Raw genomic sequence first — 12,884 nt, 5'->3', positions numbered from 1 at the left:
GGTAATCCCAGCGCCTGAGTCTAGCGCCTAAAGTCGTCCCGCCTCGCCCAGCTTGTCGATCATCCACACCCGTGCAGGCGGAATAGGCCGGTTCTGGGGGTGAAAGACGAACTGTTCTAGGAAATGGCCGGTCAGGGCCAGGCCCGCCCCGACATCGCCTTCACCCAGCCCGGCCTGCGCCCCGAGCATGAAGGGCGGCAAGACCAGTAATTTGTCGGCATAGGGTGCGCCGGCATTTCGGCTGACGGCGCGACCCGTCCGCGGGCTGACCCAGATCAGGTCGTCCATATCTCCGGTGACGGCGCATCGGGACAGGTCCAACCCAAAGCCCAGGTCCTCTAGCAACCCGGCCTCGAAACGGACGAAAATGGCGGGCCAGACATCGGGAAGGACGAACGCTCCCATCAGAGCCTCGAACGCCATGAAGGCCCCTGGATGCGGTTCTCTATCCGGCAGAGCTCCTTGCGCAACAGATGCGGCGGCGGCGAGGCCCGTCAGGGCCATCGGGTCGTCAAACAGGGCGCTGGGCCCCTCCCCCACCGGCTCCAGCCGCGCTGAGCCCAGGTGGTCAGACGTCCGGGCTCGGTAATCGACAGAAACCCGCGCGCCGGGCTGCAGGAACGGCTTCATCTTTCGTGACGCCCCGCCCGCGACATAGGCCGCACGGCGACCGTGATCCAGCGTCAGCAGTTCAACGACAACACCCGTATCGCCATGCGCGCGCGCTGACAGAACGAAGGCATCGTCGGTGAAATCCATGCCGGTCGTTAGCCGGTCAGACTGATGTTGGCCATACGTTCCTGTACGTTGCGCTTATTCCTCGGACTTGATCGCCGCCACGACGTCATCGGCGCGGTCATTCGGTACGGTGAAGCTGAGGACATATTGCTCGATCTTCCAGCCGTCGTCCGTAAGGCTCAACACCCCGGAACCGCGCACCTGGCCATAGCTCTCATTGTCCAGAATTTCGTCGAACCAGGCGACGCAGCGGCACCCGATGGGCGCTATAGTCACCGTCCGCTCGCGTGGCACAGAGGTCCAGCCCCGTCCCCTTGCGAAATACGGCTCCGCATAGGCGCGGAAGGCGGTCAGGGACCAGCGCTCGGTCGCGTCGGTGCCGATGAAGCGGGCCTCAGGGGTGAACTGATTAAAGTAGTCCTGTCCGTCGGCCCTAGATGCCGCTTGATGCATGCGGTCAATGACCGCCTCGACATCCGTCTCCGGCGACGCGGACAGGATCGACAGGACGGCGAACAGGTTCATCATGGCTGGCGCTCCGGCAGGATGCGATCAGCCTAGCCCTGCTCCCCGCTTTCTGGAACCGGATAGGTCGTCGGCTTTAGCACCTTGGCCACGGCCAGCAGATTGCGTGCGGCGTTGCGGCCTACGCGGTCAGAATATTCGTGCCCCTGATCCGTCTCGACATAGTCTGGTCCGGGCCCGGGGCCCAGGTGCCAGTAGGTCCAGCTCTGCCCCGGAATGGTGAAACCCAAGTCGATCAGTCCCTGACAGACCGTGGCCACAATGTTGTGGGCCCCATCTTCATTGCCTGTCACCACGACGCCGGCGACCTTGCCGAAGGCCACGGGGCGTCCACTGTCGTCAGTCTCGCCAAACCAGGCATCCATCCGCTCCAGCGCACGCAGGCAGACACTGGACATCTGGCCCAGCCAGGTCGGGGTCGCAAAGATCACGATATCTGCGGCCTTGAGCCTCTCGTCGATGGACGGCCATTCGTCGCCCTTGCCTTCATCGGCGCTGACGCCGGGCTTGATGTCTAGATCGACCAGCCGGATCATCTCGACCTCGGCCCCGCCCTTTTCGAGTTCGACGATGACGACGTTCGCCAAGGCCTCGGTGCTGGAGGTCTGGGGAGACGGCTTCAGCGTGCAGTTTAGGACGACGGCTTTCATGGCAGGGCTCCGGTTTGCCCTGATCCAACCCCTGCGGGCCCGCCGCGTTCCCGCTAACGGGCCATCGCGGTGGGAAACGGGTAGCCCAAGGCCTCGGCCATGGCCTGCTGCGAGATCAGGAAGACGGCGTCGCGCTGATGATAGTTGTTGGACAGGACGATCACCGTCACGTCCTGATCGGGCTGGTGGGTCATCAGGTTGCGGAAGCCCGACCAACTGCCGGTGTGATAGATCTGGCGGTCTGCAAAGCCCGGGCTGACGCGTCGGCCGATGCTGTTCGAGAATACGCCATAGCCCCAGGCACGGTGCGGGCGTCCCCGCTCATCGGGCGTATCGGCGGGGGCGTGATCGGCGATCATCTGGGCATAGCTGGCAGGCGTCAGCAGATCGCCCTGATGCAACGCCTTCTCCCAGACCAGCAGGTCATCGAGCGTCGAGTACAGCGCACCAGCGGCGAAGATGATGCTGAGGTTGGCATTGGGCTGGGGGGCGATTCCTCCGACCAGGTTGGCATAGCCCATAACGACTTCCGACTGGTCGTCATCATAGCCCGTATCCTCCATGCCCAGAGGGTCGAAGAAGGCGGTGCGCAAATAGTCGTGCAGGGGCTGGCCGCTGGCCTTTTCGACCACGACGCCCAACAGATTATAGGCCGCGTTGTTGTAACCAACCTTGGTACCGGGGGCGAAGCTGAGGCTGAAACGCTTGGAATCTTCGGTCAATTCCTGAGTGGTCGCCGGGGTCACTCGCCGGTTGCCCCAGCCGGGTCGGGCCATAAGGTCGGGAATGCCGGAGGTGTGCGACAGAAGGTGGTTGAGCCGAATGGGAGCCCACGCGGCAGGGCAGTCCTCGATCCAGCGACACAGCGGATCATCGACGGACAACTTGCCCTCGTCCTGCAGGCGAAGGATGGCGGCGGCGGTAAACTGCTTGCTGACCGAGGCCAGGCGGAAGCGCGAATCCAGCTTCAACGGCTCGCCCATTTCCCGATTGGCCAAGCCATAGGTTTGCCGAAACAGGATTTCGTCACCTCGCGCCACCAGGACAGCGCCCGTGAACTGTTCGTTCGCGCCCCAGCGATCCAGATGCGCCTTGAGTCGCGGCAAGCTCTCGACCACCACCAGAGGCGGACGCGGCGGGGCAGTTGTCTCGACCACATCCGAGGCCTCGGCGTTGGGACGCACGCTGAACCAGCCGATGAGGCCGGCCACAGCGATCAGGACCGCGCTGATGAGGGCGATGGTCAGCCGAGGATGGCCACCGGAATGTCGGGGAACCTGAAACAAGGAATCAGACGTCGAAATCCAGCCCGAACTGGGCGTACAGGGCGCGGCTGTCCTGCCACTTCGGATCGACTTTCACGGTCAGGAACAGATGGACCTGCCGATCCAGCAGTTCGGTCAGTTCCTCGCGCGACTTCTGGCCGATCCATTTCAGGGTCTGGCCGCCCTTGCCCAGGACGATGGGCCGTTGGCTCTCGCGCTCGACATAGATGGTCTGCTCGATCCGGGCCGAACCGTCCGCTTTGTCCTCGAACGACGTCGTTTCGACCGCCGCCGAATACGGCAGTTCCTCGTGGACGCGCAGATAGACCTTCTCGCGCGTGATCTCGGCCGCTAGGACCCGCATCGGCACGTCGGCGGACTGGTCTTCCGGATAGAGCCACGGCCCGGCGGGCATGGCGCGGGCCAGCCGCTGCTTCAGGTCGTCCACACCGTCGCCGCTCAGCGCCGAGATCATGTAGACCTCGGAATAGACGCCGGTTTCAAACAACTGATGCGACAGCGCCAGCAGCGTGTCGCGGCGCATGCCGTCGATCTTGTTCAGGGCCAGGATGACCTGGGTGTCGGACGCCTTCAGATTGGCGATGATGGTCTCGGTGTCCTCGGCCGAGCGCCGGTCGGCAGCCTGGCCTTCCTTGCCTTCCGACGCGATGTGCGAGGCGGCGTCGATCAGATGTATGACGACGTCAGCGTCCGAGGCCCCGCCCCAGGCCGAGGCGACCATGGCCCGGTCCAGCCGGCGGCGGGGCGTGAAGATGCCCGGCGTGTCCACCAGCACGATCTGGGCGTCGCCCTCGATGGCGATACCGCGCACGGGAAAACGGGTGGTCTGGACCTTCTGCGTGACGATCGACACCTTGGTTCCGGTCAGCCGGTTGACCAGCGTGGACTTGCCGGCATTGGGCGCGCCGATGATGGCGGCAAAGCCTGCGCGGGTATTCACACGGGTGTCCTGGGGATCGGTCAAATGACGCCTTCACGTTGCAACAGGCCGATAGCGGCCGTCTTCTCTGCGTCCTGACGCGAACGCCCCTGTGCGGTCAAGGGCGCATAGCCGTCGACGTTCACCTCGACCGTGAAGGTCGGAGCGTGGTCGGAGCCCGTCCGTTCGAGAATGCGGTAGGTGGGCAGGGCCTTGGCCTGACCCAGAGCCCACTCCTGCAGTGCCGACTTGGGATTGCTGACCGAGCGCACAGGCGGCGCGGCCAATTCGGCGGCCCAGGCACGATCGAACACGGCCTGCGCGGCTTCCATGCCGCCATCCAGCCAAGCAGCCGCCAGAATGGCCTCCATCGCATCGCCCAGCACACCTTGGCGACGCCGACCACCTTGCTTGGCCTCGCCGGGCGACAAACGCATCGCGGGCCCGACACCGAGCGCCTCTGCGGCGCGGGCACAGGCGGCCTTGTCGACAAGCGCATGCAGGCGCGAGGACATGTCGCCTTCGTTGGCATCGGGGAAGTCGCGCATCAAGCGATCCGCGACCAGCAGGCCCAGTACCCGGTCACCCAGGAACTCCAGCCGCTGATTGTCGGCGAACGGACGGCCCCGCGCGTCTCGCTCCGCCCCCTCCCCCACGCTGGCATGCGTCAGGGCAAGGTCCAGCAGGCGCGGATCGGCAAAGCGGTGGCCCAAGGCCGTCGACAGCGCGCGCACCGCCTCTGCGCGACGATCGGCCATCAGTCGAGGACGCGGAAGAACCGGCTGGGGCGGATGTTGGAGAACCAGCTGACTGGGTTCCACAGCGAGGCGCCAGGCTCCCACGACAGCAGGATGATCTCGGCCTTGCCGACCAGGTTTTCTTCGGGGACCATGCCCACGCCTTGTGTCTGTTCGACCCGGCTGTCGATCGAGTTGTCGCGGTTGTCGCCCATCATGAAGTAGTGACCGGCGGGCACTTCAAACGCCGGCGTATTGTCCAGATCGTTGCCAGGACCAAAATCCTGTATGGTGAAGCTCTTGCCACCCGGAAGCGTCTCGCGCGCCTGAATGATCTGCTGGCCAAACATGCCCGACAGTTCGTTGCCGGACACCACCACGTCGCGAACCGCGACATTGTTGATGTGCAGCACATTGTCGATCATCTGCACCCGGTCGCCGGGCATACCGATCACGCGCTTGATGTAGTCGGTGCGATTGTCCCGCGGCAGTTTGAAGACGGCGATATCGCCCCGCTTCGGAGCCGAGCCGAAGATGCGGCCCTCGAAGATTTCCGGGCTGAACGGCATCGAATGGCGCGAATAGCCATAGGACCATTTCGACACGACGATGTAGTCGCCCTCGTACAGATTGGGCTCCATCGAAGCCGAGGGAATAGTGAAGGGCTGGAACAGCAGCACCCGCAGGACCAGGGCGATCAGCAGGGCGTAGAAGATGGTCTTGAAGATCTCCAGACCTTCGTTTTCCGGCTTCTTCTTCTCGGCCTTGCCGCCGCCGAATATCGGGGTGCGCTTGATGTCCGTGACCGGCGCATTGGACGTGGTGTCGTCGCTCATCAGAAAGTCATTCCCAGCCGCGCGCGCGCGCGGGTCAAAGTCGAACGGTCGGTATAGGCTGATTACGCCACGGGCAAGGCTTCGATCACCACGAAGGCGAGTGCATAGGGGTGTTCGTCGCTCAGCGTCAGGTGAATACGTGGCTCATGCCCGGGGGGCATCAAGCGATGCAGGTGCTCGGCGGCCTGTCCGGTCAGGGCCAGCGTCGGCTGGCCCGAGCGCAGGTTCACCACCCCCATATCCCGCCAATAGACATCCGCCCGCATGCCGGTCCCCAGCGCCTTGGCGCAGGCCTCCTTGGCCGCGAACCGTTTGGCATAGCTCCACGCGGGGTCTGGCTTGCGATCGGATCGGGTGCGTTCGTGTTCGGTGAAGCAGCGCTGCTTGAACCTGTCGCCGAACCGATCCAGCGAAGCCTGGATGCGACGAATGTCCGACAGGTCCGCGCCGACCCCGATGATCATGCGGCGGGCTCGCGTGCGGCATCCATCAGGGCTCGCATCCTACCGATAGCCGGGCCCAGGCCGACGAAAATCGCCTCTCCGATCAGGAAGTGGCCGATGTTCAACTCGGCGATCTCGGGGATGACCGCGACCTTGGTGACAGTTTCGTAGTCGATCCCGTGCCCGGCATGCACCTCCAGCCCCAGCTGAACGGCCAGGGTTGCTCCATGCTGCAAAGCCTCCAGCTCGGCCTGTGCCTCCTCGACCCGACCCTCGCGCACGGCGTCGCAGAAGGCCCCGGTATGCAACTCGACGACGGCGGCCCCCGTTCGCTGGGCCGCGTGGATCTGCTCGGGGTCGGCCCCGATGAACAGCGACACCCTGCAACCCGCCTCATTCAGCTGCCCGACGAACGGGGTGATCCAGTTGTGTCCGCCGACGACGTCCAACCCACCCTCGGTTGTCCGTTCTTCACGCTTTTCCGGCACCAGACAGACGGCGTGAGGTCGATGATGCAGGGCGATGGCCAGCATCTCCTGCGTGACGGCCATTTCCAGGTTCAGGGGCCGCGCCTGTTCTCGCAGCAGGGCCGACAGGCCGTCGATATCGGCATCCGAGATATGGCGACGATCCTCACGAAGGTGTGCCGTAATGCCGTCGGCACCGGCGTCCAAAGCTTCATGCGCCGCCCGGACCGGATCGGGATTCAGACCGCCGCGCGCATTCCGCACCGTGGCCACATGGTCGATATTGACGCCCAGCCGCAGGGGATGGCTCATTGGTTCAACCGCCGACTACCCGGATCCTCAATGGGCAAGGCTGCAAGTTCTGGCGGCAGGGCATCCGGCGCATAGGCGGGCACGTCCAGCGTCGCCAGTGCCACCAGCGGCACCCCGACATCGGCTCGGCCACCGGATCTATCGACGATACAGGCCGCCGCGACGACCTCGCCCCCCGCCGCCTGGATGGCCGCAATACACTCGCGCGAAGACAGCCCCGTGGTGACGATATCCTCGACCATCACCACCTTCTCGCCCGGTTCGACTGCAAAGCCGCGACGCAGCTTGAACTGTCCGCCTTCGCGTTCAACGTAGAGCGAGCGCACCTGCAGGTGACGCGCCGTCTCATAGCCGGGGATAATACCGCCTACGGCCGGAGAGATGGCAACATCGACCGCGCCGACTGTGGCCACGATCTTGTCGGCCAGCGCCTTGCAAAGCCGCTCGCAGCGGGCCGTTTCCATGAAAACCAGGTTCTTCTGCAAAAAGACTGGGCTGTGCAGACCCGACGACAGGACAAAATGCCCTTCGCGCAGGGCACCGGCTTCGCGGAATTCGTTCAGGACATCTTCAGTGTTCATGGCATCGTCATAGCGAGCGTTGCCGCGCCGTCCAAGCCTATCCCCGCGCGCGCTCCACCGTGTCGACCGCCGGATTGGCGCGCAGCGCGGCCATCAGAAGGGTGGCGTGTTTGGCGTCCTCGACCTCCACGTCGATGTCGACGTCGAAGAAATCCTGCTGGCGGTGGCTCATGACCAGGTTCAGGATGTTTCCGCCGGCTTCGCCGATCAGGGTGGCGACCTGGCCCAGGACGCCGGGTGCGTTCTGGATAGTGGCGCGGATGCGCGCCGATGCCACAGCCCCCTGCTCCGCCTGAGGCGTCCATTGCAGGTCCTGCCAGACCGAATCGTCGTCAGCAAAGTCCGCCAGCTTCTGGCAATCGATGGTGTGGACCGTCAGCCCGGCCTCCGGCTCCAGGATCCCGACGATGCGGTCGCCCGGCACCGGCGAACAGCAATGGCCGAAATGGATGCTGACGCCCGGCGTCAGTCCACCGCCACGCACGAACAGCCGTGCCTGATCGTCGGCGATCCGCTTGCGATCCGGCCCGGCCTTCAGCCGCCCCTTCAGTGCGGGGAACAGGGTCTCACCGACCTTGGCCGCCGACAGTCGCCCACGACCGATCGCCTCGAACAGGTCGTCGTCATTGGCAAAACCCAATGTCTCGCGCACGGGGGCCAGCGAGACCTCCGCCGCCGTCTTGCCCGCGCGTGACAGGGTCTGTTCGAAGGTCGTTCGGCCCAGTTTCTGGAACTCGCCCCGCTCCGAGGTGCGGATGTGGCGGCGGATGGCGGATCGCGCCCGCCCCGTGACCGTCAGCGAGCGCCAGTCGACGGGGATTTCCCGCTTGGCTCCGCGCACGATCTCCACCACATCCCCGTTCTGGAGCTGCGTCCGCATGGGCTTCAGCTCGCCGTTGATCTTGACGCCTACCGCCGTGTCGCCGACCTCGGTGTGGACGGCATAGGCGAAATCCAGCGCCATCCCGCCGCGCGGCAGGGTGATCAGCGAGCCTTTGGGCGTGAAGACGAAGACCTGCTCGAGATACATCTCCAGCTTGGCATGTTCGACCCAGTCCTCGCCGCCCTCGCCGTGCTCGATGACCTGCACCAGATGCCGCAGGTTCTGCAGCGGGTCGCGCCCGCCGTCCGCCTCCATGGCCTCCTTGTCGAACCCATAGGACTTGTTCTTGTAGGCCCAGTGCGCGGCCACCCCGTCCTCGGCCACGCGGTCCATGGCCTCGGTCCTCAGTTGCATCTCGATCCGCAGGCCTGACGGACCCACGACCGTCGTATGCAGACTGCGATAGTTGTTGGACTTGGGCGTCGAGATGAAATCCTTAAACCGCTCCGGGACCATCGGCCAGGCGCGGTGGATGATCCCCAGGGCGCGGTAACAGTCGTCCTCGGCCTCCACGATCACCCGGAAGCCATAAATGTCGGACAGGGAAGAAAAACCCACCGACTTGCGCTGCAACTTGCGCCAGATCGAATAGGGCGTCTTCTGGCGGCCATAGACCTTGGCCTTGACCCCACCCTCCTGCAGCACCCGCTCGACCTCGCGCGACACGCCCTCAATGGCGCGGCCATGCTCCAGCTTTAGCGCTTCTAGACGCCGTTCGATGGCCGTGCGGGCCGTCGGGTTCAGATGCTCGAACGCCAGTTCTTCCAGCTCGGACGCGATCGAATGGATGCCGATCGACCGGCCCAGCGGCGCATAGACTTCAAGCGTCTCGCGGCTGATCCGCTCGCGCTTCTCCGGCTTGACATATTTGAGCGTCCGCATGTTGTGCAGACGATCCGCCAGCTTGACCAGCAGGACGCGGACGTCCTTGGAGATGGCCAGGATGAATTTGCGCAGGTTCTCGGCCTGGCGCGTGTGCTCGGCCTGAAGCTCAAGACGCGACAGCTTGGTCACGCCCTCAACCAGAACGGCGATCTCCTCGCCGAACATCGCCGCGATGTCGTCGCGCGTGGCCGAGGTGTCCTCGACCACATCGTGTAGCAGGGCCGTCACGATGGTGGCGGTGTCCAGCCGGTAGTCCGTCAGTATGCCTGCGACCTGGATGGGATGGGCGAAGTAGGGATCGCCGCTGGCCCGCAACTGCGACCCATGCATCTTCATCGCATAGACATAGGCGCGGTTCAGCAGCTGTTCGTCAGCGGTGGGATCATAGGCACGAACCGCCTCCACCAACTCGAATTGACGAAGCACCCGGGCCTTGGGCTCGGATGCTTCCTTCACCGGGCGGGTGCCGTCCGGGTCGTTCAGATTGGCAGCTTGCAGCGGCGGGGCGGACTGCCGCGCCGGCAGGATGGTGATACCGTTGGCGGGTTCCGCCGTCAGTAGCGTTCCTCCTGGCCACCGTCGCGGTCGCTTTGCAGCGCACGGATCAGTTCGGCCTCGGCCATGTTCATGTGCTGCGGCTCGGCCAGCAGACCGACGATTTCGGCCTCGTCCTCGGCTTCGGTGCGCTCGTCGACACGTTGCAGGGTGACAATGATGGTCTCGGTCATGTCGTCCGGAACGACCTTGTCCTCGGCGATTTCACGCAGGGCGACGACAGGGTTCTTGTCATTGTCGCGGTCCAGCATCAACGGCGCACCATTGGCAATGTTGCGGGCGCGGTGACCGGCCAGCAGGACCAGACCGAAACGGTTCGGCACCTTTTCGATGCAGTCTTCGACGGTTACGCGGGCCATTCAAAATCCTCGGGCGGCAATCAGAACCGCACAAAATAGAGTGTTGAGCCTGATTGTGCAACGCCACATGGGCAGCAATACGGCGTCAGGCGGCTCGGGCGTCCCGACCGACGGTCGCGGCCTGCGCCAGATCGACCGCCCTGCCCCCGTGCGGATGCACCCAATCCGGCGCAATCTCGGCCAGCGGCCCCATGACGAAGCGCCTTTCCGCCGCCCGCGGATGCGGCAGGATCAGGCCTTCCAGGTCGCCACTCAGCCGACCGTGGGCGATCAGATCCAGATCGAGGGTTCGTGGCGCATTCTGCTGGTGGCGCTGGCGGCCAAAGGCTTCCTCTATCCGTCCCAGCGCCTGCATCAAGGCGTGCGGGTCGTGGTCGCTGCGCACAATAACGACGCCGTTCAGGAAAGGTGGATCGGTCGGATCCGGCCAGGCCAGCGACGACCACCAGGACGACCGAGCCAGCACATCGATCCCCTCGGCCCGGAACCGCGCTAGCGCCGCCTCCAGCGCCTCGCGGCAGTCGCGCCAGACGCCGCAGTCGTTGCAGCCCAGAGCCACGATCACTGCTTCAGCCAGAGGGCCATGATAGCGTTCCATCCACACACCCTACTCCAATCGCAGACATTGCGGGAGTGTGACGCCGTGCGGGCTCGGTGTATCAGCGACCGATGAGCCCCTTCCCGCCCGAACCGCCCCGAGACTGCCCGCTATGCCCCCGTCTGGTCACCTACAGGGCCGAGAATCAGGCCGCGCATCCCGATTGGTGGAACGGTCCGGCACCGTCGTTCGGCGACCCGAATGCGAGGTTGCTTATCGCGGGGCTTGCCCCCGGCAGGACCGGGGCCAACCGCACGGGCCGCCCCTTCACAGGCGATGGCGCGGGGATCATCCTGTACGAGACGCTGAAGAAGACCGGCTTCGCGCGCGGCCATTACGATCCGGACGGGAATGACGACCTGGAACTGGTCGATTGCATGATCACCAATGCCGTCCGCTGCGCCCCGCCGCTGAACAAGCCCCTGCCGGTCGAGGAGGCGACCTGCCGTCCGTTCCTGAAGGCCCGCCTGGCCGAACTGCCCCGGCTGAAGGTCATCGTCACCCTAGGCGACGTCTCGCGCCGCAGCATCCTGAAGACCCTTGGCCTGCCCGGCACCGCCATCCCACCGGGCCACGGCGTCGAGGGCCAGGTCGCAGGCTACACCCTGATCAACAGCTACCACTGCTCGCGCCTGAACACGAACACGGGACGGCTGACGGCGGGAATGTTCGAGGAAATTTTCGAGCGGGCGAAGGCGGCGATCGACGCTTAACCCCGCTCCTTCATCAGACGCGCCTTGTCCCGTGCCCAGTCACGATCTGCTGTCGCCTGACGCTTGTCGTGCAGCTTCTTGCCCTTGGCCATGGCGATCTCGATCTTGGCCTTGCCGGCCTCGTTCAGATACAGCCGCACCGGGATGATGGTCTGGCCGTCGCGCTGGACGGCACCGATCATGCGGTCGATCTGTTTGCGGTGCAGCAGCAGGCGGCGCGGGCGGCGCGGTTCGTGGTTGAAGCGGTTGGCCTGTTTATAGGGCGGGATGTCGGCATTGATCAGCACCAGGTCCCGGCCCTCGGGCGAGACATAGCTTTCGGCGATATTGGCCCGTCCGTCGCGCAGGGCCTTGATCTCGGTGCCCAGCAACTGGATCCCGGCCTCGACGAAATCCTCCAGGAAGTAATCGAACTTGGCCCGCCGGTTCTCCGCCAGCACCTTGGTCTTGGGTTTTTCAGCCGCCATCAGCCGACGCCTGCATCCGCCATGGCGCGGTCGATGGCGGGCTTGACCGCATCCGCCGTCAGCGACAGCGGTAGGCGGACCTCTTCGGTACACAGGCCTAGCTTCGCCAGGGCGTATTTCGTCGGTGACGGCGAGTTGTCGAGGAACAGCGCCTTGTGCAGACCGATCAGACGATCTTGCCAGTCGCGCGCCTTGGCCGCATCGCCCGACACCGCCGCCTTGTGCAGGGCCACCATGGCTTCGGGTGCGACATTGGAGGCGACCGAGATCAGCCCGACCCCGCCATAGGCCAGATAGCCCAGGTAGCTGGGGTCATCACCGGAGATCAGGTCGAACTGACCGTCGATGTTGGCATGCATCCAGCTGACCCGGCTCATGTCGCCGGTGGCGTCCTTGATGCCGACGATGTTCGGGTGTTTCGCCAGCCGAGCCACCGTCTCATTGGCCAGATCTATCCCGGTGCGACCGGGCACATTGTAGAGCAGGATCGGTAGCTGGACCGCATCGGCGATCGCTTCGAAGTGTGCCGCCAGCCCCGCCTGCGACGGGCGAATGTAATAGGGTGTCACGATAAGCGCGCCGTCTGCCCCGACCGTCTTGGCATGGCGGGCCAGGTCGATGGCTTCCTTGGTATAGGGCGAGCCCGTGCCCGCGATCACCCGCACCCGCCCGGCGACCAGTCGCACGCACAGGTCGATCACATGCTTGTGCTCATCCAGGTCCATGCTGGCCCCCTCTCCGGTCGTGCCCATGGGCACGACGCCGTCGACGCCGGCGGCGATCTGGCGTTCGATCAGGGTGGCGAAGGCGGCTTCGTCCACGTTTCCGTCACGAAGAGGTGTGATCAGGGCGGTGATCACGCCCTTGAACAAAGGGGCGGTCATTGAAACGATGGTCCTGCGAGGAAGTGACGGCACACGCCGACAGCGG

General features: G+C 64.8%; 16 protein-coding genes. 1 reads left to right on the top strand and 15 read right to left on the bottom strand.

All coding sequences use genetic code 11. The features are described 5' to 3' along the window. Positions 1–27: 27 nt before the first annotated feature. From recO to folK, 13 genes are all read right to left on the bottom strand, one after another. Positions 28–759 carry a DNA repair protein RecO gene (gene recO, locus AC4PRM_RS14935; RefSeq protein WP_492040458.1) on the bottom strand — a complete coding sequence of 244 codons (732 nt, stop codon included), beginning with the start codon at positions 757–759 and terminating at the stop codon, positions 28–30. Between the two features lie 54 nt (positions 760–813). Next, positions 814–1,266 carry a nuclear transport factor 2 family protein gene (locus AC4PRM_RS14930; protein WP_492040457.1) on the bottom strand — a complete coding sequence of 151 codons (453 nt, stop codon included), beginning with the start codon at positions 1,264–1,266 and terminating at the stop codon, positions 814–816. Between the two features lie 29 nt (positions 1,267–1,295). Next, on the bottom strand, positions 1,296–1,913 hold the full coding sequence (locus AC4PRM_RS14925) for a flavodoxin family protein (protein ID WP_492040456.1): 618 nt from the start codon (positions 1,911–1,913) through the stop codon (positions 1,296–1,298). Between the two features lie 53 nt (positions 1,914–1,966). Next, the gene (locus AC4PRM_RS14920) at positions 1,967–3,199 is read right to left on the bottom strand and encodes a serine hydrolase domain-containing protein (protein WP_492040455.1); all 1,233 of its coding nucleotides are present in this window, start codon (positions 3,197–3,199) and stop codon (positions 1,967–1,969) included. Positions 3,200–3,203: 4 nt separating this feature from the next. Then, entirely contained in the window at positions 3,204–4,163 is a 960-nt protein-coding gene (gene era, locus AC4PRM_RS14915; RefSeq protein WP_492040454.1) for a GTPase Era, read from the bottom strand. Next, positions 4,160–4,876 carry a ribonuclease III gene (rnc, locus tag AC4PRM_RS14910; RefSeq protein WP_492040453.1) on the bottom strand — a complete coding sequence of 239 codons (717 nt, stop codon included), beginning with the start codon at positions 4,874–4,876 and terminating at the stop codon, positions 4,160–4,162. The genes era and rnc overlap by 4 nt, the downstream gene beginning before the upstream one ends. Continuing rightward, the gene (gene lepB / locus AC4PRM_RS14905) at positions 4,876–5,691 is read right to left on the bottom strand and encodes a signal peptidase I (RefSeq protein WP_492040452.1); all 816 of its coding nucleotides are present in this window, start codon (positions 5,689–5,691) and stop codon (positions 4,876–4,878) included. The genes rnc and lepB overlap by 1 nt, the downstream gene beginning before the upstream one ends. Positions 5,692–5,753: 62 nt before the next feature. Continuing rightward, positions 5,754–6,155 (bottom strand): holo-ACP synthase, encoded by a 402-nt coding sequence (gene acpS, locus AC4PRM_RS14900; protein WP_492040451.1) that lies wholly within the window; start codon positions 6,153–6,155, stop codon positions 5,754–5,756. After that, positions 6,152–6,913, bottom strand: a complete 762-nt coding sequence (locus AC4PRM_RS14895; protein ID WP_492040450.1) for a pyridoxine 5'-phosphate synthase — start codon at positions 6,911–6,913, stop codon at positions 6,152–6,154. The genes acpS and AC4PRM_RS14895 overlap by 4 nt, the downstream gene beginning before the upstream one ends. After that, positions 6,910–7,494, bottom strand: a complete 585-nt coding sequence (gene pyrE, locus AC4PRM_RS14890; protein WP_492040449.1) for an orotate phosphoribosyltransferase — start codon at positions 7,492–7,494, stop codon at positions 6,910–6,912. Before pyrE ends, AC4PRM_RS14895 begins: the two co-directional genes overlap by 4 nt. Positions 7,495–7,531: 37 nt before the next feature. Then, on the bottom strand, positions 7,532–9,718 hold the full coding sequence (locus AC4PRM_RS14885) for a RelA/SpoT family protein (RefSeq protein ID WP_492040448.1): 2,187 nt from the start codon (positions 9,716–9,718) through the stop codon (positions 7,532–7,534). A gap of 98 nt (positions 9,719–9,816) precedes the next feature. Beyond that, positions 9,817–10,176, bottom strand: a complete 360-nt coding sequence (gene rpoZ / locus AC4PRM_RS14880) for a DNA-directed RNA polymerase subunit omega (protein ID WP_373257632.1) — start codon at positions 10,174–10,176, stop codon at positions 9,817–9,819. A gap of 85 nt (positions 10,177–10,261) precedes the next feature. Beyond that, a complete protein-coding gene (gene folK / locus AC4PRM_RS14875) occupies positions 10,262–10,774 on the bottom strand; it encodes a 2-amino-4-hydroxy-6-hydroxymethyldihydropteridine diphosphokinase (protein ID WP_492040447.1) in 513 nt (170 codons plus the stop codon). Between the two features lie 71 nt (positions 10,775–10,845). Between folK and AC4PRM_RS14870 the strand changes: the two genes are divergently transcribed. Beyond that, complete coding sequence (locus AC4PRM_RS14870; RefSeq protein WP_492040446.1) at positions 10,846–11,487, top strand: uracil-DNA glycosylase; 642 nt, start codon at positions 10,846–10,848, stop codon at positions 11,485–11,487. On the opposite strand, the gene smpB is transcribed toward AC4PRM_RS14870, so the two are convergent. Next, positions 11,484–11,954, bottom strand: a complete 471-nt coding sequence (gene smpB, locus AC4PRM_RS14865) for an SsrA-binding protein SmpB (RefSeq protein WP_492040445.1) — start codon at positions 11,952–11,954, stop codon at positions 11,484–11,486. The genes AC4PRM_RS14870 and smpB overlap by 4 nt on opposite strands. Beyond that, complete coding sequence (dapA, locus tag AC4PRM_RS14860; protein ID WP_373257636.1) at positions 11,954–12,838, bottom strand: 4-hydroxy-tetrahydrodipicolinate synthase; 885 nt, start codon at positions 12,836–12,838, stop codon at positions 11,954–11,956. The genes smpB and dapA overlap by 1 nt, the downstream gene beginning before the upstream one ends. Between the last annotated feature and the right edge of the window lie 46 nt (positions 12,839–12,884).

The organism is Brevundimonas sp. DW-iso22 (genome assembly GCF_058725425.1).
Note: the sequence above shows the minus strand (reverse complement) of the source record. Positions and strands in the feature narration are given on the sequence as shown.

Bases quoted from the DNA above. Each gene is read 5' to 3' on its own strand.
- recO (WP_492040458.1), bottom strand. From the start codon at position 759: ATGGATTTCACCGACGATGCCTTCGTTCTGTCAGCGCGCGCGCATGGC.
- AC4PRM_RS14930 (WP_492040457.1), bottom strand. From the start codon at position 1,266: ATGATGAACCTGTTCGCCGTCCTGTCGATCCTGTCCGCGTCGCCGGAG.
- AC4PRM_RS14925 (WP_492040456.1), bottom strand. From the start codon at position 1,913: ATGAAAGCCGTCGTCCTAAACTGCACGCTGAAGCCGTCTCCCCAGACC.
- rnc (WP_492040453.1), bottom strand. From the start codon at position 4,876: ATGGCCGATCGTCGCGCAGAGGCGGTGCGCGCGCTGTCGACGGCCTTG.
- lepB (WP_492040452.1), bottom strand. From the start codon at position 5,691: ATGAGCGACGACACCACGTCCAATGCGCCGGTCACGGACATCAAGCGC.
- acpS (WP_492040451.1), bottom strand. From the start codon at position 6,155: ATGATCATCGGGGTCGGCGCGGACCTGTCGGACATTCGTCGCATCCAG.
- AC4PRM_RS14895 (WP_492040450.1), bottom strand. From the start codon at position 6,913: ATGAGCCATCCCCTGCGGCTGGGCGTCAATATCGACCATGTGGCCACG.
- pyrE (WP_492040449.1), bottom strand. From the start codon at position 7,494: ATGAACACTGAAGATGTCCTGAACGAATTCCGCGAAGCCGGTGCCCTG.
- rpoZ (WP_373257632.1), bottom strand. From the start codon at position 10,176: ATGGCCCGCGTAACCGTCGAAGACTGCATCGAAAAGGTGCCGAACCGT.
- folK (WP_492040447.1), bottom strand. From the start codon at position 10,774: ATGGAACGCTATCATGGCCCTCTGGCTGAAGCAGTGATCGTGGCTCTG.
- AC4PRM_RS14870 (WP_492040446.1), top strand. From the start codon at position 10,846: ATGAGCCCCTTCCCGCCCGAACCGCCCCGAGACTGCCCGCTATGCCCC.
- smpB (WP_492040445.1), bottom strand. From the start codon at position 11,954: ATGGCGGCTGAAAAACCCAAGACCAAGGTGCTGGCGGAGAACCGGCGG.
- dapA (WP_373257636.1), bottom strand. From the start codon at position 12,838: ATGACCGCCCCTTTGTTCAAGGGCGTGATCACCGCCCTGATCACACCT.